The organism is Christiangramia flava JLT2011 (assembly GCF_001951155.1).
Taxonomy (GTDB): domain Bacteria; phylum Bacteroidota; class Bacteroidia; order Flavobacteriales; family Flavobacteriaceae; genus Christiangramia; species Christiangramia flava.
The window spans coordinates 3910358-3933535 of sequence record NZ_CP016359.1 but is presented as its reverse complement, the minus strand read 5'-3'; the positions used below and the strand labels follow the sequence as shown (position 1 = coordinate 3933535).

Sequence of the window (23178 nt, the reverse complement as noted above, 5' to 3'; positions counted from 1 at the left end):
TTAAACGTCTAAATCAAATGTAGCTCTTAGTTTATCGATCAACGGGTTGGCTTCCCGCAGTTTCTCATATTTTTCCTGGGGAGTGAAAGCATATTTTCTGGAAACGGCTTCGTCCACACGAATATTCAGGCTAATATGGGTATTTCTCAATCGCTGTTTCAAAAAGCGCATTAAGCGATTCTCTTCTTTTTCCAGGTCAAGCTTCATGGTCTCATTTGGAAAAACGAGGCAGATCTTTTTGCCTTCCAGCTTGGGTTCCTGCGACTCCAAAATAGAGGCCAGGATCTTTTCGCCTTTTCGCTTCAGCTTTTCGGTGTATTTCTTCCATTGCTCGACCATTTCTTCCTCGGTAAAAGCATCGTCCATCACCTCTTCCTCAGGCATCATCGATCGCTGCTGTTCGGCGATTTCCTTTTTTTTATTGATGCTTTTCAGGGATAGACCGGAAACGCGTTCTCTTTTGATCGCCGGCTGGGAAGGAGTATGTTGAGCCACCGACTCTTCTTTCTTTTCTTCGGAAGGAATTTCAGCCGATTTTGCGCCGGGACTATCGTCAGAATAATATGCTTCATCTTTTACGCTGGCACAGGTTTCTACGGCAGTATGATCTTCCGGAAGTTGTACTTGTTCGTCATTATTTCCCTGTTCATGCTCATTTTGCTGAACGATCTCTCGTTTAGCGGTAGGCATGGGCCTGGCTCCAACTTTGAAATGGGAGGGAGGGACTATGCCTCGTTCAGACTTTTTTTTTTCGCCTTCGAAGGTGATCGAGGCGAGCTGCATCAGGCATAATTCTACCAACAGGCGTTGGTTGTGACTGGTTTTGTATTTCAGGTCGCAGGAATTTGCCAGGTCGATTGCTTCAACCAAAAATGTGTGGGAACATTTCTGGGATTGTTCAAAATATCTGGCTTTTGTCTGCTCTCCAACTTCGAGAAGGTCGATCGTTTTTTGATCCTTGCAAACCAGCAGATCTCTGAAATGACTCGCCAGTCCTGAAACAAAATGATGACCGTCAAAACCGCTGGCCAAAATATCATTGAATTTTACCAGCAATTGCGGAATATCGTTCTCCAGGATCATATCGGTTGCCTGTAGGTACGTGTCGTAATCCAGCACGTTCAGGTTTTCCGTAACTGCCTGCCGTGTTAACTGCTGCCCGCTGAAACTTACCACCCGGTCATAGATCGAAAGGGCGTCGCGCATGGCACCATCAGCCTTTTGAGCAATAATATGCAGTGCATCATCTTCGGCGGAAACACCTTCCTGTTGTGCAATATACCCTAAATACTCTTTCGCATCCCGAACGGTGATCCGTTTGAAATCAAATATCTGGCAACGGGAGAGAATCGTAGGAATGATCTTGTGCTTTTCCGTGGTGGCAAGGATGAAAATAGCATGTTTAGGCGGTTCTTCCAGCGTTTTCAGAAATGCATTGAAGGCTGAAGCTGAAAGCATGTGCACCTCATCGATGATATACACTTTATAGTTTCCAACCTGCGGCGGGATACGAACCTGGTCGATCAAATTCCGAATATCATCAACCGAGTTATTGGAAGCCGCATCCAGTTCGAAAATGTTGAAAGCAAAATCTTCATCTGGATCCTGGGTCTCCTGTTGATTGATCATTTTTGCCAGGATTCGGGCACAGGTGGTTTTACCAACCCCACGCGGACCTGTGAAAAGCAAGGCCTGCGCCAGGTGGTTGTTCCTGATCGCATTCGCCAGAGTATTGGTGATCGCCTGCTGGCCAACCACGTCTTTGAAGGTTTGCGGGCGATATTTCCTTGCAGATACTACAAAATGTTCCATCAAAAAGTATTGGATTACAAATATAAAAATCACCGGGCTAAACGCCAGCCGGGCTCGTGATTTTTATGAACAAAACGCCTAAGAAATCAACAATAATTGCGTTACATTTGCCGCAGCAGGTCGCCTTATCGCTCTGTTCAATCAGGGAGGAAAGTCCGGACACCATAGAGCAGCTTAGTGGGTAACGCCCACCGGTCGAAAGATCAGGACCAGTGCAACAGAAAGAATGTACAGGTAATGCTGTAGTGAAACCAGGTAAACTCTAGGCGGTGCAATGCCATGTATACCGGTTGAGTCGGGTTGCTCGCCCGCATACCGGAGGGTAGGCAGCTAAAGACATGCAGTAATGTATGTCTCAGATAAATGATAAGGATTTTTGAAATTTTCAGAAATACAGAATCCGGCTTACAGACCTGCTTTTTTTATTTTTTCTGATAAACCCGAACATAGTCTATAAGGAGTTTCTGCGGAAAGATCTCCGGGTCTACCTCACCAGCCCAATTTCCGCCGAGTGCCAGATTAATGATTAGGTAAAAAGGTTTCCGAAACAGATCAGCGTGATCTCCTGCTTCGGAAAGTTCAAAATGATGGTAAATCTTCCCGTCTACCAGAAAATCTATTTTTTCCGAAGTCCATTCCATGCCATATATATGAAATTGCTCCTGTGGTTTTTCCACCTGAATGGTATTTCCAACCGACTGGTAGCCTACATGGTTATTCGCCGGAAAATGTACGGTTGCATGGATTTTCTCCGGATCTTTACCTACATGTTCCAAAATATCAATCTCACCATTCTCAGGCCATACAGCCGATTCAAAGTCGCTTCCAAGCATCCAGATGGCGGGCCAGACGCCTTGTCCAGCTGGTAGTTTCGCCCGGACTTCCACATAGCCATACTGAAATTCAAATTTTCCAAGACTTTCTATACTGGCTGAAGTATATTCGGCTTCCTTAGTGTAGTATTTCCAGTTGGAAGCACTTGCCTCATATTTGCGATTTCGAATGGCCTCTTTGCGTGCTGTAATCTCGAGCATCCCGTTGCGCACTCGGCTGTTCTTTTTACGCGATGTGTAATATTGTTTTTCCAGATTGCGCAAAAGCCCTTCTTCGTGGCTCCATTTTTTTCGGTCAGGTTTGCCGCGATATTCAAACTCGTCCTGCCAGAGGAGTTCGTAATTTTCGGGAACGAATTGGGAGCTGGAATTCATGCTAAGCATTCCGCAGAATAAAACTGCCAGGAATTTCAAGAGTTAATAAGTCCTTTGGCCCAGGCTTTGGCTTCTTCCAGATCCTGAAAAAGGTCAAAAGGCATGGTCGCAAACTGCCGTTCAAAATTGGCGGTCTGCAGGCGGTTAAAATCTTCGCATACGATACATATACCTTTGAGAAGGTTCAGCTGTACCAGATTCACATAGATCAGCGGGTTCACACTGTAACTGTGAAGGCGGTTGGAGATATAGACAAAAGGCCTGTTCTGGTAATAATCAATAATTACATCTCTCAATTCCTGAATTTCAGATTCATCAAGATTGGAATTTTCGTGCACCGTGGAAACAACGAAATTTTTATAAAATTTCAGGGTGGTGAAAGCTAGCTCGCAGGTCTTTTCAACTTTAATCATATTTTGAATATACAGATTATTCAAAAAAACTGAAAACGCTGCTTCCGTATCTTCGTTGTTCTAAGAAATTTTTAACATGTGACAGGTCGGTGTGTTTGGAATGTTCCACAATGAGGCGGCCATTTTCCTTCAGTAATTCCTTCTGAGAGACCAGCTCGATGATCTTCTCAAATTGTGCTAAATCCATGTCATATGGAGGATCGGCAAAAATGATATCACTGGTAAGCGCCGTATGTTCCAGGTATTTAAAAACATCGCTTTTGATCACGGCAATAGGGAAACCTAGTTCTGTGCTGGTTTTTTTTATGAATTTCATGCAGTCATAATTGCCATCAACGGCGGTAATGCTGGAACATCCGCGAGCCGCAAATTCGTATGAAATATTCCCGGTGCCACTGAAAAGATCCAGCACACTGAGGTCCTGCAGGAAAAATTGGTTATTCAGAATATTGAAAAGGGCTTCTTTCGCCATATCGGTGGTTGGGCGAACGGGCAGTTTGGAAGGAGCGGTAATTCTCTTCCCTTTGTATTGACCGGAAATAATTCTCATTAAAATGAATTTAACAGCAAAAAGCCTGCTTGCTCATTTTGCTCTTTCGAAGTGTCAAAGGTAAAACTGTGAAGCGGGCCGGCAAAAGAAATATTCTTAATATAATTCCAGGCAAGTTTGTAGGCTTCAGCATCATTACTGATGTTGCCGCAAAGCACCAACTCAAAATCTTCCGGGTCCATGCCAAGTTGTTCCGCGGTAAACAGTAAATAGTACAGAAAATCCTCGCTGGTTTCATATTCAAAAGAATTGGCAAATAGCAGTTTGCCTTTTTCGATGATCACCAGTTCAAAATGGTTCGGCTGGCAATGTAAAAAAGCTTTTGCAGTTCCCTGTTCCTGTTGAAGAAAAGTTTCAATGAGCACGCTCATGGAGTGCTGGTATTCGAACTCCCCGTATTTGTCAAAAAAATAGTTGGTGATATTGGCGTAGGGAATGTAAACATTCACAATACCTTCGGAAAGTTTGTCGAATGCGACAAAATCAGTTTTCAGGATCTTGGCATTGAACTTTAAAAAACTGGAGGCTTGCTCTTCGCTAAAAAGTTCTTCGGGGACAAGCGTGAACAGCGCGTTGCTGAAGATTACCTTGACGTCATCAACCGGTTGATTCAGGCGGGATTCGTTTTCATATTCCAGCTCGATCTTTGATAATAGTTTAATAGGATCCAGCTGCTTTTCAAAATTCAGTGTTTTGGAGAAAACCACGCTTTTAGAGCTTTCGTCCAGGATACAAAAAGAAAGTCCATTCAAGCTAACCTGAATGGACAGTTTCTTTTGGGTATTTTGTGAATTACTGGTCACCATAAACTTTTGGCCAGTTACCGCTGGTATTGACCTCATTCATAGAGCCTACGCTGATATATCTTCCGTTAACGTCATCAACAGACTGGATTTCGTTTTCCTGAAGGATTAAGGTTTTGTCCTGATCGAAAAGCACTTGGCTTTTGGCCACTTTTACTTCAAATACAGGAATGGTACTTTCGTTACTTTTCTTGATCTTACCAGCCTGAAGTTCAAATTTGGCATCTGCTCCTTCAATTGGCACGACCATCATGTTCCTGTAACGCTGCTCATTTCCTTTGAATAAAGAATCTTTTACAGGTACGAAGCCCAAGGTATCGATGATTGTTTTTTCGATGTTTTTATCTACACCATAAGTTTTTTGATATTCTTCATCAAGTACTACAGTGTCACGACGCTGAGTAATCGCAAATTCAGCAGTGTCAATAAATCTGATAAGGCTGTCAAAATCTCCGGTAAATCTTCCGGTAACTTCTTTGTGAGCCATTTCGGCTGCACGGATGTCTTTTAGATTTTTAATAACTTTAGCATACCTCTTCTCTTTTACTTTATTGAACTGGATTGGCTCATAAACGGCATTGAAGGTTAGGTATGCCAAGAAGATAATCACCAACCAAAGAAGTATCTGAATTACAAATCTCATGCTTTTAAGTTTATTATTTAATGAGTGTTAAAGGTTTCACGACAAATCTACAATTTTTTTTTATTCGGAAAAGTTTTGGTCATAAAAATCCATTGTTATCTTTGAGATTTTACGCCGTTTTATGCAAAAGCATACCCCCGCAAGCTTTCTGAAAATTCTAAATGAGGACCTTGGTTTCACTGCAACCAGTAAGCAGGATATTGCCTTACAGCTACTTAGTGATTTCGTGGTGACGCCATCAAAAGACCGTTTATTTCTGCTGAAAGGTTACGCCGGGACGGGGAAAACGACCATTATCAGTACCCTGGTAAAGAACCTTTGGAAAGTAAAAAAATCGGGTGTGTTGCTGGCGCCTACTGGACGTGCGGCGAAAGTGATCTCCAATTATTCCAAAAAGGAAGCTTTTACCATTCATAAAAAGATTTATTTTCCGAAGAAATCGGGTTCGGGTGTGCAGTTTACGCTGCAGCCCAATAAGCACAAGGAAACGATCTTTATCGTGGATGAAGCTTCGATGATATCAGATGATCGCGGAAATGCCAAGTTATTTGAGAATGGTTCGCTGCTCGATGACCTTATACAATATGTGTATTCCGGAAGAAACTGCCAGTTAATCCTGATTGGAGATACCGCGCAGCTGCCACCGGTCAAGATGGAGATGAGTCCCGCACTGGAGCAGGACACGCTGGAGATCAACTATCATAAAGATGTGGTCTCGATCGAGCTGGATGAAGTGGTTCGCCAAAGTGAGACCAGTGACATCCTGCATAATGCCACGCTGATTCGGGAAAGTCTTCAGGAAGAATTTTACGAAAGTTTCCAGTTTGAGCTCACACCAAACGCTGACGTGGTTCGGCTTCAGGACGGTTACGAGATCATGGACGCCATACAGGATAGCTACGGAAGTCTGGGGCACGAAGAAACCAGTATTATCGTACGTTCCAACAAAAGAGCGAACCTGTATAATGAGCAAATCCGGAATCGCATCCTGTTTCAGGAAGAAGAAATTTCAGCCGGCGATTACCTGATGGTGGTTAAGAACAATTATTTCTGGGTGAAGCCCAGTTCCGAAGCCGGTTTTATTGCCAATGGAGATATCGTCAAGATTTTAGAAATTTTCGGATTTAAAGAACTGTATGGTTTTCGTTTCGCGGAAGTGAAAGTCCAGATGGTTGATTACCCGAAAATGCGGCCTTTCGAGACCGTCGTGATGCTGGATACCCTTACCAGCAACACGCCTTCCTTGAGCTACGAAGAGTCTAATAAACTTTATGAGGAAGTGAAAAAGGATTACGCCGATGAACGCTCGAAATACAAGCAATTCATGAAGGTGAAGAACAACCCGTACTTTAATTCACTTCAGGTGAAATTTTCCTACGCGATCACTTGTCATAAGAGTCAGGGTGGGCAATGGAACACGGTTTTTATCGAACAGCCTTATTTGCCCAACGGGGTGGGGAAAGAATACCTGCGATGGCTGTATACCGCGATAACACGGGCTAAGGAAAAATTATATCTCATAGGCTTTCCAGACGATTTTTTTGCAAAGAACTAATTAGTATTTTTACCGAAAATTCGCCATGACCAAGACTTCTGAAAAGCGCATTATCGCTATGATCCCTGCCAGGTTGCAGGCCACCAGGTTTCCCAGGAAATTATTGCAGGACCTGAAGGGGAAAACCGTTATTCAGCGCACGTTTGAAGCTGCTGAAAGTACCGGCTTGTTCGACGCGGTTTATGTGGTCACCGATAGTGATGAAATTTTTGATGAAGTGGTGAATTTCGGCGGAAATGCTATTCGCAGTACCCGGGAACATGAATGTGGAAGTGACCGAATTGCGGAAGCGGTGGAAGAAATGGATGTGGACATTGTCGTAAATGTCCAGGGAGATGAACCATTTATCGATAAATCCAGCCTGCAAAAACTGCTTCAGGTCTTTGAAGCAGATTCTAAAATGGAGATCGACCTGGCTTCTCTAAAAACACCGCTGAGCGATAGCGATGAAATTACCAACCCGAACAATGTCAAGGTCATTACGGCAAAAGATGAGACGGCGCTCTATTTTTCCCGTTTTCCCATTCCGTATCCGCGGGATACGAATGCCAACGTTACCTATTACAAACATATCGGGATATATGCCTTCAGAAAATCAGCCTTGATGGATTTTTACACACTGCCTATGTTACCGCTGGAAGCTGCGGAAAAAATCGAGTGTATTCGGTATCTGGAATATGGCAAGAAGATCAAAATGGTAGAGACCAGCGTGAAAAATATCGGCATCGACACGCCGGAAGATCTTGAACACGCCAGAAAAATCCTGGGTTAGTTGCTAACGGCTTTTTTATAAGTTTCCAAAGCCCTTTCGCGAGCTTCTTTATGAACAACCATTGGTTCAGGATAATCATCAGTTCCGTACTCCTTTACCCATTCTTTGATGTAAGCTTTGTCTTTATCAAATTTTTCCACTTGAGACTCCGGATTGAAAATTCTGAAATAGGGAGCGGCGTCCACGCCACTTCCGGCAACCCACTGCCAGTTACCAACATTTGATGACATTTCGTAATCCAGCAACTTTTCAGCGAAATAAGCTTCGCCCCATCGCCAGTCTATCAGGAGATGTTTGCACAAGAAACTCCCCACAACCATCCTGATGCGATTGTGCATATAACCGGTTTGATTCAGTTGGCGCATTCCCGCATCCACAATTGGGTAACCGGTCTCTCCTTTTTTCCATTTTTCGAATTCTTTCTTATTGTTCCGCCAGTTGATCGAATCATACTTTTTCCGAAAAGCATCGGTCACTGTTTCCGGATAGTGAAAAAGGATCTGCATGAAAAATTCCCGCCACACCAGTTCTTCCAGAAAAGTCTTATTCCGCTGTTTGTTGGCCTCCCGAACCATTTGCCGAACGCTCACCGTTCCGAAGCGCAAATGCGGTCCCAGCCTTGAAGTACCTTCTTTTGCCGGGAAATTCCGTGTTTTTTCATAATCCTTGACCAGTCCCGGAGTAACCTGGTAGTCCGGAACTTCAATAGAAGATTTTTTAAAACCAATATCTGCTAATGTGAGGTTGGGCAAACGGGAATTCTGGATATAATTGTTAGTATAGCGGCTTGTATAGTGAAATTCCAGGTCGGTATTGTTGAATTTGCTGATCCAGGTATTCTTATACGGCGTGTAAACCACGTATGGGTCACCGTCCTGTTTAGTGATCTCATCTTTTTCGAATATTACCTGGTCTTTAAAATCGCAAAATTCGACAGCTTCTTTTTCAAGTATTTTCCTGATCTTTTCATCGCGTTCTTTTGCGTAAGGCTCATAATCGCGATTGGTAAAAACCTTTTGAACAGCATGCTCCTTCAGGAGTTGTTTAAAAATCTTTTCCGGAGTGCCGTGATACATCGCGACCGAGCTGCCATGTTCTTCCTGGAGCGTATTGCGCATAGACTGCAGCCTCTCGAAAATAAAGCTTACCCGTGCATCATCCTCCGGTAGTGAATCCAGTATTTCAGGATCAAATATAAAAATTGGCAAAACCGGGAAGTCTCCCTGTAAGGCAGCCTTCAGGCCGGCATTGTCATCCAGTCTCAGGTCTCTTCGGAACCAAAATATACTAACTTCCTTTCCCATTAATTTACGTTTAAAGTGGAAAGTCCGCCGTCAACTCCTAAAATTTGCCCGGTCATCCAGCTGCTGTCCTCGCTTAGTAGGTAAACCGCCAGATTGGCAATATCGCTGGCTGTCCCGGTTCTTTTAAGCGGGTGGCGTTCTCCCATTTTTGTTTTCTTTTCTTCGGAAGATAATAGTTTTTCGGCCAAAGGCGTATCTGTCAGGGAAGGAGCTATCACATTCACACGGAAGCTCGGGGCATACTCGGCAGCCAGTGATTTTGCGAAGCCCTCAATGGCTCCTTTAGCAGCCGCTACGCTGGTATGGAAAGGCATTCCTGTTTTAACGGCCACAGTACTGAAGAAAATAAGACTAGCCTGATTGGCATTTATCAGTTTATCGAGCACCCCTTTCAGTGAACGGACCAAACCGAAGAAGTTTAGCTGCATTTCTTTTTCAAAAGTTTCGGGTTTGATCATTTTAAAAGGTTTTAAATCGATGCTTCCGGGACAGTAAACGAAACCATGTAGTTCTTCAGGAAGATCAAGCGAACTAGTGTCATCTTTGAGCACATCGAATGCCAGGTGATGAATTTGGTCGTCTTCAGGATCATTGCGAGAGGCCATAAAAACCTGGTGATCTTTTTTCAGTTTATCTGCGATACTTTTTCCGATTCCGGTGGAACCCCCAATCAGTAAAATATTTTTTTTCATGATTTTCAATTTAAAATGTCCTGCTTCAGTTTTGGTTTCGGTTCATTTTCTGAAGGAAAATCGCCGAATAGCTCGATCAGTTTTTTGCGCCGGTACTCGAAAATCTCGTTCAGTTTTGGCTTTACCATAAATGGGTGAACCAGTTGGCCAATTTTTCCGAAGGGCAGCTTATAATCAACGATATCCTCCATTTCCACACCGCCATCGATAGGTTTGATAAAATGTTTGTGATGCCAGAGTGCGTAAGGCCCAAAACGCTGTTCATCTACAAAGTACTCGCCATCCTTCACATGTGTGATCTCTGTGACCCACTTGGTTTTGATGCCCGCAACCGGACTCACCAGGTATTGAATGATCTGGCCCTGGTACATTGGCCTGTCAGCTCCCGAGAGGATCTCAAATCCCATATAATCTGGCGTAATCGTTTTTAAATTAGCGGGATCAGAAAGAAATTCCCAGGCCTGTTTGGCAGAAATGGGTAGTTTTTGCCGACTATGAAGCGTATAAATTTTCATAGGAATAAAATTAAGATGCATTTTGTTTAAAAAAAATATTATTGAGTTAAACAAAACATAAATCCTGTTGCGATATTCTTATTTTATTGATTGAAAATTGATAATTGAATAAAAAATCGATTTAGCTTTTTTTTACCGAATTATTCTAATAGTTTAGACGCGTTGCAAGTAATTGATCTACCTTTTTAATTAAAACTTTATAATAACTGCAATAAACCTTTCTACCTTTAATGTTAAAAATCTTATCGCTCTCCTTGAGCCTTCTCTGCTTTTGCCTTCATCAGGCAAGGGCGCAGGATCAAGCTATTTACAAGGCTTTCGATAATGCAATAGGAATTGAAAACACCGTGCTCTTCAGTGGGGTGGAATACCTGGACAACACCCAATCGGTCAATGCAAAGAACAAGTTTTTGTATACCGGGCAGGAATATGTACCGGGAAGTCTTACTTACAATAAACAGTTTTTTCCGGAAGTTTTCCTGAAATATAATGTCGTAGATGATCGGCTGCTCATCCAGTTATCTTACCAGGGTAAACAATCAAACTTTGAACTGGTTACGGCGCAGGTAGACAGTTTCACTATCGGGACACACGATTTTGTAAGGATTCAAAACGAAAATCCAGATATTCAGAATGGCTTTTTTGAAAAGTTATTGGATAAAAATGGGCTTCAGTTATTTAAAAAATATCGAAAGAACAGTCGGAAGAAACTGGACCGAAGTTTTACGTATTACGAATACGAGTTCAATACTCCTGATTATTTTCTGCAAAAAGGGAATGATTTCTTTGAAATTGGGGGAAGGGGAAACGTAGTGGATCTGTTTCCGGAAAACAAGACTGAAATCAAAGAAATTTTTAAGCAATACCGTGATCTATTCCGCAGTAACCGTGATGCCTTCATGAAATTACTTTTCGGATCGATAGCCGATAATTATAAAATGCCGGAATGATGAAGAAAATTATCCTCCTGGCCGTATTCTTACTGGGAATTTCGGCGAGTGCACAAGAACGAAAAGAGCCAACAGTTAGCATCAGTTTCGAAAATGAAAGCCTTGCAACCGCATTGGCTCAATTGAAAGCTAAAGCTGGTATCCAGATATTTTATCCTGATTCCTGGATTCCCGAAAAGCAGGTTAGCGGAAACTATCAGAATACCGCCATTTCCACAGTTTTGGAAGATCTACTTGACGAATCTCTGCTGAACTTTTACCAACTGGAAAATGGCGATGTGGTGCTAACCCGTAATAGCATGATCTACTCCAAACTTCCGGAAGGTTTCTTCGGAAAACTGGCAGAAACCGATCAAAATATTCCCGCAGAAAATGAGGAAGAAACCCTTTACAGTGCGCCGGTCCTTTATGAGAACACCACCAGTTCCAACCAGGAAGTTCAAACCGTACGTATTGGTAAAGAAAACCGTAGAAACAATCAGAGCAGGTTTCGCCTTTCCGGTCATGCGTATGATAAAAAAACCGGCGAACCAATTACCAATCTGGCTATTCTTGTTAATGATTCCAGGACTGGTGTAAGTACGGATATTGATGGATATTATGAAATTTCCCTTCGTCCCGGGATCAACCTGATCCAGACAAAATCTCTGACGAATGAAAATGTGACCCGAAGGATCATTATTTACAATGATGGTAGTTATGATTTACAGCTGGCAGAAAGTCTGGAGCAATTAGGTGAAGTTCAGATTTCCTCTAATGCTGATAAGAATGTGGATAATGCCAATACGGGAGAAGAAGAGATCGATATTGAAAATATCAAAAATATTCCGCTGGTCCTGGGAGAACGTGATATCATGAAGGTTGCCACAACCTTGCCGGGAATATCTACCACCGGCGAAGGTTCAGCAGGATTTAATGTTAGGGGAGGGAAAGCTGATCAAAACCTGATCTTGCTCGATGATGCTGTAATGTACAATCCTGCCCATTTCTTCGGAATATTTTCAGCAATTAATCCGTTCACTACGGGCGAAGCGACGATCTATAAAGGAAATATCCCGGCGAAATACGGCGGAAGATTATCTTCAGTTTTTGATATACAAACCAAAGACGCGGCAACTGATGAATTCCAGGGAGAAGCCTCAATTGGTCCCGTGACCAGTAACCTGGCCTTACAATTACCCATTATAAAGGAAAAATCAGGGTTGATGATTGGTGGTCGCAGTACGTATTCTGACTGGATTCTGAAGAATCTCGATGAACCACAATTAAAGAACAGTACGGCCTTCTTTTATGACGGAATTGCCAAGTACAATCACCAGATCAACGAGAATAACAAGCTGAGTCTTACAGGCTATATGAGTAAGGATCGCTTCAGTATCACCTCAGATTCGGTATATAGCTATGAGAACAGGATAGCCACGCTCCACTATGAACATCGTTTCAACGACCGAAATAGGGGGGAACTCATTTTGACCAATAGCAATTATCGTTTCAATATTGATTACGAAAACAACTTCCGTGATAATTTTAATTCCGGTTACCAGATTAATGAAACGGAAGTGAAACTGGATATGAAGCATATTTTGAGCAGTAAACACCAGTTCGATTATGGAGTATCCGGGAAATTGTACCAAATAGATCCAGGATTTATCGAACCAATTGGAGAAGATTCTGAATTGCTTCCCGTTAGTTTATCTCGCGAAAAAGGATTGGAAAGCGGTATTTGGGTGGCTGATGATTTTAAAGTGAACGACCAGCTTCTGTTAAGTGCCGGGGTACGCTACAGTTTATTTACGGCTTTGGGGCCTGATACCGTAAGGTTCTATGAAGAAGGAAATGCAAAGGCTGATAATACCGTCGTAAGTCAGGAAGAATACTCGAATAACGAACCCATTCAAACCTATAGCGGCCCGGAATTCAGGCTTTCCGGAAGGTATTACCTTTTACCCGACCTGTCATTGAAAGCCAGCTATAACAATACCTATCAATACATCCATACCCTGTCTAATAACGTGACGGTTTCACCAACTGATACTTACCGACTTTCAGGTTACCATATCCAACCTCAAAGGGCGCAGCAGTACAGTCTTGGTCTCTTTAAGAATTTCGAAAATGATGAGATCGAGACCAGCATTGAGGGCTATTACAAAACCTCGGAAAATATGCTGGATTTCAAGACCGGCGCAAACCTGTTTTTGAATGAATTTGTAGAAACTGAAGTCATTCAGGGGCAAGGGAAATCGTATGGAGTGGAGCTCCTGCTAAAGAAAAAAGCGGGTGATCTGAATGGTTGGATTGGTTATACCTATTCAAGATCCTTCCTGAAGCTCGATGGTGAATTCCGGGAAGAACGGGTGAATTCAGGAGAGTATTTCCCCTCGAATTACGACAAACCTCATGACCTGAGCATAGTGGCAAATTACAAACTTACCCAGCGGTTCAGTTTTTCAGCGAATTTCATCTATCAAACCGGGAGACCTATTACGTATCCCGTAGGCCAATATTCTTATGATGGTTCTGAGTATGTGTTATACAGTAACAGAAACCAGTTTCGAATTCCGGATTATTACCGCCTGGACCTGAGTTTTAACCTGGAGGGTAATCATAAATTGCAAAAACTGGGTCATTCTTTCTGGAATTTTTCAGTCTATAATGTCCTGGGAAGAAACAATCCCTATTCGGTTTATTTTGTAACGAAAGACGGGGAAATTGAAGGACGACAGAGCTCAATATTTGCCGTTCCGGTGCCAACTATCAGTTATAATTTCAAATTTTAGGTGGATGATGAAGAAGAATATTTTAAAATCTATGAAAGGAATTTTTGGGCTTGCTGTTATTGGCATCATTTTATTTTTCCACTCTTGTGTGGAGCCCTATACACCTTCTACTGAAGTTTTTGAACAGGTTTTGGTCGTGGAAAGCTTTTTAACTTCAGAGTTAAAGCATCACCAGGTGAAGCTTTCAGAAACTTATCGCCTGGAAGATGACACCGTGTCTTATGTCACGAATGCGAACGTGAAGGTTCTTTCAGATAAAGGAGAACGCTTTGATTATTTTTCGGCAGGGCAGGGAATTTATCTTTCTGTGGATGAATACCGGGCAGAGCAAGGGGTGAAATACCAGCTGGAAATAGAATTTCAGGGGAAGATCTATCGGTCAGACGAGGAAGAGATCACCGGTGTTTCTAATTTAACCAGTGTGGAAGCTAACCGGGCCGTTGACGATGATGGAGTTCTCGGGGTAGCGATCCAGGCCAATAGCAACAGTGCCTCTGGCGATACCAAATTCTATCGTTACACTTATGAAGAAACCTATAAAATTGTTTCACCCTACACCTCGAACCAGAAATTCATTACTGATGAAGATGGTTTTGCGGTGCTGGTAGATGTTGGTCCAGATGAGGAACGGGAGATTTGTTACAATACACTTAGTTCAAAAAAAGGGGTTTTGAGCAATACCAATTTTCTGAATGCCGATAACCAGGAAGATGTCCTGATAAAATTTATCCCGGTAACTGATAAAAAGATTTTGAATCGTTACAGTATCCTGGTTTCACAGCTGGTAATTTCAGGAGAAGCCTATCGGTATTTTGAAACTTTGGAAGAATTGTCTAATTCGGAATCGGTTTTTTCCCAGAACCAGCCAGGTTTTCTGAATGGAAATATCATGTCAGTGAATGATCCGGAAGAAAATGTGGTGGGGTATTTTGAAGTAGCCAGTGTTTCCAAACAGCGTATTTTCTTCAATTTCACAGATGTGTTCAATTCTGATGAGCGGCCAGACCCAACAGCCGATTGTGAAGTGGTGAGGCCCTTGACAGGTTTGGGATTTGAACCCGGGGACATTGATTTTTACGTTTCCGCGGGACTTTTGCAATACCTGTCTGATGCGCCACCTTCCACAGATCCTCTGAATCCCGAAGGACCTTATAATATGGTTCCGGTAGAATGCATAGACTGTAGAAGTATTGGAACACCGATAAAACCTGATTTTTGGATCGAAGAAAATGAAAACTAAGATGAAGAAAAGAATAGCAATTATGATCATCGTTGCGGTTTTCGCTTTCACCGCACAGGCACAGCAGAATGTCCGCCTGGAACTGAAAAATGCAAACGTAGGTGCCGAGCAGGTTTATGCCCAGGTAAATACATCCATGCTGCTAACGGGTGAATACCTTTATTATTCAGTTTATTGTCTGGAAAAAGGAACCAATACCCGGAGTTCACTGAGTAAGATCGCTTATGTGAGCATTCTCAATAAAGCCGGAGAGCAGGTGTTTAACGAAACGTTGGACCTGAAAAACGGGAAAGCCTACGGAGATTATTTTGTGCCTACCAACCTTCCTTCTGGAAATTATAAGTTGCTCGCCTATACCAACTGGATGAAAAACAACGGGCAGGATTCGTTCTTTGAACAGGATCTCTTTATAGTGAATCCTTATACTTCGGCACAAACTGCGATTAGAAAAGATTCTTTGGTTTACAGAAAATATGCTGAAAAAGGGAATTCCGGCAAACTCAAAATCACTGGAAACACCTACGGAAAACGGGAAAAAGTTCAGCTAGAATTAGATAATTTGCCAAAAGGAAGTTATTCAGTTTCCGTTCGGCAATTCGATTCCATTCCTCATCCATCCGAAAGATCAGCAGTGGCATTTAACCAGGTTATCTCCGGGAAGAATACCTTTGAAAATGGGAGTTTTACGCTGCCTGACCTAAGAGGGAAATTGCTTAGTGGTCAAATTCGCTCTTCCCAGGGTTTGAGCGTTTCCAATAAAAAGATCGCGCTTAGCGTACCCGGAGAAGAGTATTTCCTCCGGATCGCCAATACCAAGGACGATGGTAGTTTTTATTTCAATGTTCCTGAAAACTTTACGGAAGAAAAAGCCTTTGTAAAAGTTCTGGATACTGCGGGATTTGAGATCAAGCTTTCGGAACAACAATTGCCACACATAGAGAAGCTGGAATTTGAAGATTACGGAGTTGACCTGAAGTCACAAAAGTGGATCGAGGATCACAGCGTGTACAACCAGATCGAAAATGCCTATTTCAGTCTGAAACCAGACACGGTTCGAGTGAACCAGCAATCAAACCTGTTTGACGGCCTGGACCAGATCGAGTATGTTCTGGATGAATATACCAGGTTCAAGACCGTAAGGGAAACTTTTGTAGAAGTTGTTCCCTATGCACGTGTCCGGAATGAAAACGGGAAAATGGCCTTTAGAGTGCTGGGAAAAGCACCGTATCAAGATTTTCAGGGAATTCCACTAGTGGTGATTGATGGTATTCCGGTAAGTGATCCAGATGAATTTATCAGGAATTACGAATCGGTGAAAATTGATAAAATCAAAGTGATCCAGGATAAGTTCTATTTCGGTTCGGCCCTCTATAAAGGGGTGATCATCATTCAAACTTTCAACGCTGATTTCGCTGAAAATTATCGCGATTCCTCCGCAAAAGAGATCAGGCTTACCTCGGGGAACATCCGGAAAAATTATTTTCGCCAGGATTATTCAAAGAACGACGGGAATCTTCCTGATTTCCGTACCCAGTTGCTCTGGGAGCCCGAATTTACAGGTGAACAGAAAGATATTTCCTTTTACACTTCTGATGTACCCGGGATATATGAAATTTCTGTTCAGGGCTTTACAGCTGAAGGTGAACCGGTTTCAATCTATGGCAGTTTTAAAGTTCAGTAGCCCGGAATTGATATTTTGAAAGGCTTTTATTTCTATATTTAGACAAACTAAACTGTTTCAAAATGAAAAAATTACTACTGCTAGTTGTTTTTGCGGCCTTTGGAAGCGCATTGAGCGCCCAGGTTATGGCACCGCAGCCGAGTCCCACCGGGAAGATTGAGCAAAAAGTTGGTCTTACAGATGTGACCATTGAATATTCCAGGCCAGGCATGAAAGGTCGAAGCATTTTTGGAGATCTTGTTCCCTACGGAAAAGTTTGGAGAACAGGTGCCAATGCCAATACCAAGATCACTTTTGGAGACGATGTGAAGATTGGTGGAAAGGACCTGAAAAAAGGAACATATGCCATTTATACCATTCCGAACCAGGATTCCTGGGAAGTGATGTTTTACAGCAAAAGTGATAACTGGGGTGTCCCCCAGGAATGGGATGATTCAGCAGTTGCTTTAAAAGCGGAAGCCAGTGTTTCCACACTTCCTTTTGATATGGAAACCTTTACGATCATGATCGATGATCTTTCCAACGATTCCGGAGTGATCGAATTCATTTGGGCTGATAAAGTGGCTAGCCTGCCATTTCAGGTTCCAACCGAGCAAAAAACAATGGTTAGTATCGAACGAACTATGAGCGGTCCTACGGCAAACGATTATTTCGCTGCTGCGTCTTATTACCATGACTCTGGTAAAGATTTGGACAAAGCTTATGAGTGGGTGAGTGAGGCCGTTAAAATGGCCGGTGATGATGCTTATTGGATGCTTCGGAAGAAATCGCTGATCGAAGCAGAAATGGGGAAAAAGGATGCTGCCATCGCTACAGCAAAACGTTCTCTCGCTGCCGCTAAAAAAGCCGGCAATCCAGATTATGTGAAAATGAACGAAGATTCCCTGAAAGAATGGGGAGCGAAATAAAAAAAGGCCTCATTTGAGGCCTTTTTTAATATTGTAAATCAATCTTTTCCCGAATACTGTCCAAGAGACTGATCAGTTCCAGGCTATCCTGAAAACTCATAATATCGCTTTCTTTTTTACCCTGTTGCAACATTTTCGTTACATGTTCCGCTTCAAAATTATAACCCTTCGTGGTCACCCCGTAATTCCGAATTTCCATTTTTCCATCGATCTCAAACTGGGCAGAAGTTGGTTCGTGAAACCTTGAGTGCATGGTGATCTTGCCATTTTCCAGTTCAATTTCAGCAGTTGTACCACTATCTTCCTGCAGGGTGCTGAATAGTTCTGCGGAAGTTCCATTATTATAATGAAACCTGATGTCGCAGCGCTCGTCTACCCCAGTTTTCCCTATGATCGCTTCGGCTTCCACAGAATCTGGCATTCCTAAGAAATGATGAGCCAGAAAAACGGGATAGATCCCGATATCCAGTAAACTTCCGCCACCAAGATCTTTATTGAAAAGCCTCTTTTCAGGATTGTAATCGGCCTTGAAGCCAAAATCAGCTTTTATAGCTTTGATCTTCCCATATTTGCCAGTTTTGATGGTTTCCTCTACGGCTTTAAAATGCGGAAGAAATTTCGTCCATAGTGCTTCCATTAAAAAGATATTCTTCTCTTTGGCAAGGGCGATCATTTCCTCGACCTGGGAACGGTTCATCGCGAAAGGTTTCTCGCAGAGAACCGCTTTGCCGTGATGAAGGCAATCTTTGGTGATCTCAGCATGATAGACATGCGGTGTGGCCACATAGATCACATCTACCTCTTCGTCTTTTAAAATAGCTTCATAACTTCCAAAAGCCTTTTCGGCGTGAAATTCTTCTTTGAATTCTTCGGCTTTTTCCATGTTTCGGCTTGCGACACCGTAGAGAATAGCCTCCTCTACTTTTTGCAAATCACCTGCGAACTTCCCGGCGATCTTACCTAAACCAATGATTCCCCATTTTATCTTTTTCATACTGTCGTTTCTGTTTTGTTCTTCGCGTTATTCGAAATCTGGATGATCCAGGAAATACTGATCACCAGGATACAGCCTAACACATTCAGCCATAAATAAGGCATTAAGTTGAGGTTGAACACCAAAATTACCAAGGCCTGGGTGATGATGGCAGCGATAAATACCGCGTTGCTTTTAATCTTTTTCATGAAGAAGGCCAGCAGAAAGATGCCGAGTACATTTCCGTAGAAAATACTTCCAATGATGTTCACCAGCTGGATCAAATTATCAAAAAGATCGGCCAGGCTGGCAAAGGCGATCGCGATCACTCCCCACATAAGGGTAAACCATTTGGATGCTTCGAGATAGTGCTCTTCGCTTTCATCTTTACGAATATTCCTTCGGTAAATATCGATGGTGGTGGTAGATGCCAGCGCATTCAGTTCAGATGCGGTACTGGACATCGCTGCGGAAAGGATCACGGCGATCAGCAAGCCTACGACGCCCTTCGGAAGATTATTCAGTATAAAATGGATGAAAACGTAATCTTTATCATTGCTTTCTGCTCCACCTTCGGCGGCATCAATAAAAGTTCTCGCGTCTTCCTTCAGCATTTCCTCCTTTTCACTAAGACTCTTAAATTCTTTCTGAAAACTGGCAATTTCCTGATCGCTCATCGTTTCCTTATTCTCGGCATAATTCAGGCTGATTCGCTGCTTTTGTTCCTGGGTATTTTCGTGTTCAACCATCAGGTCTTCATACTGATTGGCATATTGGGAATTCAGCACCGTTTGTGTGGCTGCCGGGTTGAAATTGAGCGGCGCCGTGTGAAACTGGTAAAATACAAACACCATGACGCCCACAAGCAATATGAAAAACTGAAGGGGCACTTTCAGCAACCCGTTGAAGATCATCCCAAGCTGACTTTCTCTTACCGAGCCGCCGGTTAAATAGCGCTGCACCTGGCTTTGATCGGTCCCGAAGTAGGAGAGGGCCAGGAAGCTTCCGCCAATGAGTCCGCTCCAGAGCGTATAGCGGTTTTCAAAATCAAAGGAATAGTCCAGGATATCCATTTTTCCGCCGGTACCAGCAATTTCCAAAGCATTGGTAAAACTAACGCTCTCTGGCAGGAAATGGAGAATCATCACAAAAGCCAGGATCATTCCGGTAAGGATCACGGCCATTTGTTGCTTCTGGGTCACACTAACAGCTTTGGTTCCACCGGAAACCGTATAAATAATTACCAGTACTCCAATAATTACGGTCAATGTTGTAAGATGCCATCCCAAAACTGCAGAAAGGATGATCGCAGGTGCAAAAATGGTAATCCCGGCAGCCAAACCCCGTTGGATCAAGAACAGCAAAGAAGTGAGCGTGCGGGTTTTACGATCGAATCGTGTTTCCAGGTATTCGTAAGCGGTATAGACCTTTAATCGGTGATAGATCGGGATGAACACCATACAAATGATGACCATGGCTATAGGCAGTCCAAAATAGAACTGAACAAAGCCCATTCCGTCGTGAAAAGCCTGTCCAGGTGTAGAAAGAAAGGTAATGGCGCTGGCCTGCGTAGCCATCACTGATAATCCAATCGTCCACCACTTGGCGTTCTTTCCGCCGCCGATGAAATCGTGCACATTCTTACTTCCCCGGGTTTTGTACACCCCGTACCAGACGATGAAAGTGATGGTTCCAACAAGTATGATCCAGTCTATTAACTGCATATCAGGTAAAAGAATTCATGATAAAATAAAATAACAGGATGTAAAGCAAATTGGCCAGCAGGACAATGGTATAGCTTTTTTTCCAGATATACTTTTCGGGCTTTTCCATTTATTTTCCTATTGAAATCATATTGGCAAAAAGTCGGTAAGCTCCTGGCACACCCGCAGGTAGCTGCCTGAAAAAGCTGATCCCGGTATAAATGAAATAGCCTTTTCCATATTGTGCAACCAGTAAACTTCCGGTTTTAGCGCTTTCATCCTGGTCGTGCATGCTCAGAATCGGTGTAAAGGTGTCGTCCCAATTACCCGGGAAGTAAAGTCCGCGTTCCTGAACCCAGCCATCAAAATCGGCTTTTGTGAGCTTATTCGGCACATTTAGCAGCGAATGGTTAGGAGCAATGAAAGTCACTTCCGCATCTTCTTCGGTGACCCGGTCACGTGAAAGCTCCAGGTGGAACGGTGCGAGGTCTTCTGTTACCAGCCCGCGATTGGTATTATATTGTACGATCAGCGTTCCGCCATTTTTTACATAATCAAATAAAGCCGATTGTTTAAAGGCGAGGGCATCATCCACATTATATGCTCTGATCCCAAGGACTACGGCATCAAAATTCTGGAGTCTTGAAGCGGAAATTTCATCTGCTTCCAGTTTCTGAACCTGGTAACCAATCTGGCGCAGGCTCTCATCTACCACGTCGCCCGCTCCGGGAACATAGGCAATGCGTTCTCCCTTTTTGGCAATATTCAGCCTTACCAGCTTCATTTTGGCGGGCCTGATAATATTCTGGTTGGAAATATGCGGATATTCGATCTTTTTGAGACTGTTGCTGAAGCTTTGATCATTGACGGTCGCTTCAGCCGTTAATACGGTTTCGTCCTGCCCGGCAGGCGGGGTAACTTCAAAATCTACGGAAACAGCACCGCCTTTTTCGGTGATATCGAATTCTTGAGAAGCCGGTTCGATCTTCCAGTTCTTCCCGGCCTTCAAGGAAATTTTTCCTTTGGCAGCACCATTATGACACTGAAGTTCTACCCGGATCGTTTGTGGTTTTTCCTCGCTGAAAATGAGGACATCGTCCTGGAATTCTACCGAAATCATCGGGACAATCTCGAAATTGCGGTAATTTTCACCCGAAACATTGTCATTGAATTTATAGACGATCGGTTTTACGAATTTCAGGCTTGTTCCGTTTATATCCAGCTGAAAAGTCGCCGTAGTTTGTACCTTGTCTTCCGGTAAACCCCGTAATTGCTGATCTTCTACCCGGTACATTCCGGTTGTTCCGGGTTCTTTCAACCAGTAGGGAGAGGTGAAATTGGCATTTTTCGGAATGGTATAGGAGACAGGACTGCTCCAGTCTTTATTGTTTTCTAAATCCACATTCATTGTCAATTCGGTCTGGCCGGGATTCAACAGTACTTTTTTCAGGTTAATCGCGGCATTACTGCGATTGATGGCTTCCAGTTTCAAAGGCAGAGTTTCCGAAGCAGTTGCTGAAGGCTGGCCGGTACTGGCTTCCAGGAAAAGCCCACTACAGGCATAAATAATCTCTTTGATCGCTGCCAGCTTGATATTTTTCCAGTGTTCATCCTTTAATTTGCCAATTAACTGATAAGCCTGTAATAATTTTTCCAAACTCTTCTCCGGATGCTCAAAATCGAAATCATTTTCTACGGAAGTGAGTAATTCCCCGATCTCTTTCCCATTTTCGAGCCTGTTCCAGGAGGTATCGATGCCATCAAAAACATCCTGGTCTGAAGGCTTGTCACCCTTGAGCAATTCCAGGTATTCCATTTCTGAACCTCTGCTGCCGGTGCTTCCGAATCCCTGGGATTTATGCTGACTCCTACTGAGAGACGCGATTTCCGGATTAGAAAGGCCTTGAACTGGAAAATAGGTCCCAGTATCAAAACTTACAAAATTCGATTTATCAGCTTCCTGAAAAGCCTCATTTCCGCCGTAAAACCATGGAGAAGTATTAAAAAATAGCCTTTTTGGCTGGTAAGTATCAACAAATTTCAGTTGTTCCGAAAAATTTTCGGTATTTGCTGCCATATCGAAAGCTTCAACACTAAGGATCGCTGAAGTAGTATGATGGCCATGAGTGGAGCCTGGCGTACGATGGTCAAAACGGTTGATGATCACATCTGGCTGAAACTTCCGGATCACCCAAACGATATCGCTGAGCACTTCTTCCTTATCCCAGAACTGTAAAGTTTCCGTAGGGTTTTTGGAGTACCCAAAGTCATTGGCACGGCTAAAAAACTGGTAACCGCCATCGATCTTGCGTGCTTCGAGTAGTTCCTGTGTACGGATCAACCCCAGTTCTTCGCGTAGTTCCGGGCCTATCAGGTTCTGGCCGCCATCCCCTCGGGTCAAAGCCAGGTAAGCGGTACGGGCATGAACATCATTCGAAAAATAAGAAATGAGCCGCGTATTTTCATCATCTGGATGGGCTGCAACATACAGCACAGATCCCAGGAAATTCAATTTTTTAATATGTTCGTAGATCTCAGCCGAAGACCATTTTTCCGGAGCCTGAGCGTTGCAAATAGTAAGTTGAAGAAGAAAAAGCGCTAAAAAGACTTTTCTCATGGAATTTGAGTTTTACCAAATATAAAAACTTTCATTCCTCCTCCCCGAATTTTTACCGATTA

Annotated in this window: 19 protein-coding genes and 1 other RNA gene; 8 read left to right on the top strand and 12 right to left on the bottom strand. The window is 43.1% G+C overall.

What is annotated here, in order from left to right; genetic code table 11:
- Positions 1-1812 (bottom strand): DNA polymerase III subunit gamma/tau, encoded by a 1812-nt coding sequence (locus GRFL_RS17555; protein ID WP_083645830.1) that lies wholly within the window; start codon positions 1810-1812, stop codon positions 1-3.
- A gap of 112 nt (positions 1813-1924) precedes the next feature.
- Here GRFL_RS17555 and rnpB point away from each other — a divergent pair.
- Positions 1925-2236, top strand: an RNA gene (rnpB, locus tag GRFL_RS17550) — RNase P RNA component class A.
- On the opposite strand, the gene GRFL_RS17545 is transcribed toward rnpB, so the two are convergent.
- Genes GRFL_RS17545 through GRFL_RS17525 form a run of 5 tightly spaced genes read right to left on the bottom strand, consistent with a single transcriptional unit; the run spans position 2235 to position 5429 of the window.
- The gene (locus tag GRFL_RS17545) at positions 2235-3020 is read right to left on the bottom strand and encodes a glycoside hydrolase family 16 protein (protein ID WP_236995837.1); all 786 of its coding nucleotides are present in this window, start codon (positions 3018-3020) and stop codon (positions 2235-2237) included. The genes rnpB and GRFL_RS17545 overlap by 2 nt on opposite strands.
- 35 nt (positions 3021-3055) lie before the next feature.
- Complete coding sequence (locus GRFL_RS17540; RefSeq protein ID WP_086047664.1) at positions 3056-3433, bottom strand: hypothetical protein; 378 nt, start codon at positions 3431-3433, stop codon at positions 3056-3058.
- A 16-nt stretch (positions 3434-3449) separates the two neighbouring features.
- Positions 3450-3983 (bottom strand): RsmD family RNA methyltransferase, encoded by a 534-nt coding sequence (locus tag GRFL_RS17535; RefSeq protein WP_083645827.1) that lies wholly within the window; start codon positions 3981-3983, stop codon positions 3450-3452.
- Positions 3983-4825, bottom strand: coding sequence for a DUF3822 family protein (locus GRFL_RS17530; RefSeq protein ID WP_236995836.1), 843 nt, complete (start codon positions 4823-4825; stop codon positions 3983-3985). Before GRFL_RS17530 ends, GRFL_RS17535 begins: the two co-directional genes overlap by 1 nt.
- The gene (locus tag GRFL_RS17525; RefSeq protein ID WP_083645825.1) at positions 4776-5429 is read right to left on the bottom strand and encodes a hypothetical protein; all 654 of its coding nucleotides are present in this window, start codon (positions 5427-5429) and stop codon (positions 4776-4778) included. The genes GRFL_RS17530 and GRFL_RS17525 overlap by 50 nt, the downstream gene beginning before the upstream one ends.
- Before the next feature lie 121 nt (positions 5430-5550).
- Here GRFL_RS17525 and GRFL_RS17520 point away from each other — a divergent pair, with 121 nt between their 5' ends.
- On the top strand, positions 5551-6984 hold the full coding sequence (locus GRFL_RS17520) for an ATP-dependent DNA helicase (protein WP_083645824.1): 1434 nt from the start codon (positions 5551-5553) through the stop codon (positions 6982-6984).
- 25 nt (positions 6985-7009) lie between these two features.
- The gene (gene kdsB / locus GRFL_RS17515; protein ID WP_083645823.1) at positions 7010-7756 is read left to right on the top strand and encodes a 3-deoxy-manno-octulosonate cytidylyltransferase; all 747 of its coding nucleotides are present in this window, start codon (positions 7010-7012) and stop codon (positions 7754-7756) included.
- Here kdsB and GRFL_RS17510 read toward each other — a convergent pair.
- The 3 genes from GRFL_RS17510 to GRFL_RS17500 are packed head-to-tail and all read right to left on the bottom strand — an operon-like array spanning position 7753 to position 10267.
- Positions 7753-9060, bottom strand: a complete 1308-nt coding sequence (locus GRFL_RS17510) for a cryptochrome/photolyase family protein (RefSeq protein WP_083645822.1) — start codon at positions 9058-9060, stop codon at positions 7753-7755. The genes kdsB and GRFL_RS17510 overlap by 4 nt on opposite strands.
- Positions 9060-9752 (bottom strand): SDR family NAD(P)-dependent oxidoreductase, encoded by a 693-nt coding sequence (locus GRFL_RS17505; protein ID WP_083646258.1) that lies wholly within the window; start codon positions 9750-9752, stop codon positions 9060-9062. Before GRFL_RS17505 ends, GRFL_RS17510 begins: the two co-directional genes overlap by 1 nt.
- Before the next feature lie 5 nt (positions 9753-9757).
- Complete coding sequence (locus tag GRFL_RS17500) at positions 9758-10267, bottom strand: SRPBCC family protein (protein ID WP_083645821.1); 510 nt, start codon at positions 10265-10267, stop codon at positions 9758-9760.
- Positions 10268-10497: 230 nt separating this feature from the next.
- On the opposite strand from GRFL_RS17500, the gene GRFL_RS17495 reads away from it, so the two are divergent.
- From GRFL_RS17495 to GRFL_RS17475, 5 genes are all read left to right on the top strand, one after another.
- Positions 10498-11217 carry a hypothetical protein gene (locus GRFL_RS17495; protein WP_083645820.1) on the top strand — a complete coding sequence of 240 codons (720 nt, stop codon included), beginning with the start codon at positions 10498-10500 and terminating at the stop codon, positions 11215-11217.
- Positions 11214-13994 (top strand): TonB-dependent receptor, encoded by a 2781-nt coding sequence (locus GRFL_RS17490; RefSeq protein WP_341475759.1) that lies wholly within the window; start codon positions 11214-11216, stop codon positions 13992-13994. The genes GRFL_RS17495 and GRFL_RS17490 overlap by 4 nt, the downstream gene beginning before the upstream one ends.
- Positions 13995-13998: 4 nt before the next feature.
- Entirely contained in the window at positions 13999-15234 is a 1236-nt protein-coding gene (locus GRFL_RS17485; protein WP_083645819.1) for a DUF4249 domain-containing protein, read from the top strand.
- Between the two features lies 1 nt (position 15235).
- The gene (locus tag GRFL_RS17480; RefSeq protein WP_139839210.1) at positions 15236-16915 is read left to right on the top strand and encodes a hypothetical protein; all 1680 of its coding nucleotides are present in this window, start codon (positions 15236-15238) and stop codon (positions 16913-16915) included.
- Between the two features lie 62 nt (positions 16916-16977).
- Positions 16978-17823 carry a DUF2911 domain-containing protein gene (locus GRFL_RS17475; RefSeq protein WP_083645817.1) on the top strand — a complete coding sequence of 282 codons (846 nt, stop codon included), beginning with the start codon at positions 16978-16980 and terminating at the stop codon, positions 17821-17823.
- Positions 17824-17848: 25 nt separating this feature from the next.
- Here the strand turns inward: GRFL_RS17475 and GRFL_RS17470 are convergent, their stop codons facing one another.
- From GRFL_RS17470 to GRFL_RS17460, 3 genes are all read right to left on the bottom strand, one after another.
- The gene (locus GRFL_RS17470) at positions 17849-18817 is read right to left on the bottom strand and encodes a Gfo/Idh/MocA family protein (protein ID WP_083645816.1); all 969 of its coding nucleotides are present in this window, start codon (positions 18815-18817) and stop codon (positions 17849-17851) included.
- Positions 18814-20520, bottom strand: coding sequence for a sodium:solute symporter family protein (locus GRFL_RS17465; protein ID WP_083645815.1), 1707 nt, complete (start codon positions 20518-20520; stop codon positions 18814-18816). Before GRFL_RS17465 ends, GRFL_RS17470 begins: the two co-directional genes overlap by 4 nt.
- Before the next feature lie 109 nt (positions 20521-20629).
- On the bottom strand, positions 20630-23116 hold the full coding sequence (locus tag GRFL_RS17460; RefSeq protein WP_083645814.1) for a PIG-L family deacetylase: 2487 nt from the start codon (positions 23114-23116) through the stop codon (positions 20630-20632).
- Between the last annotated feature and the right edge of the window lie 62 nt (positions 23117-23178).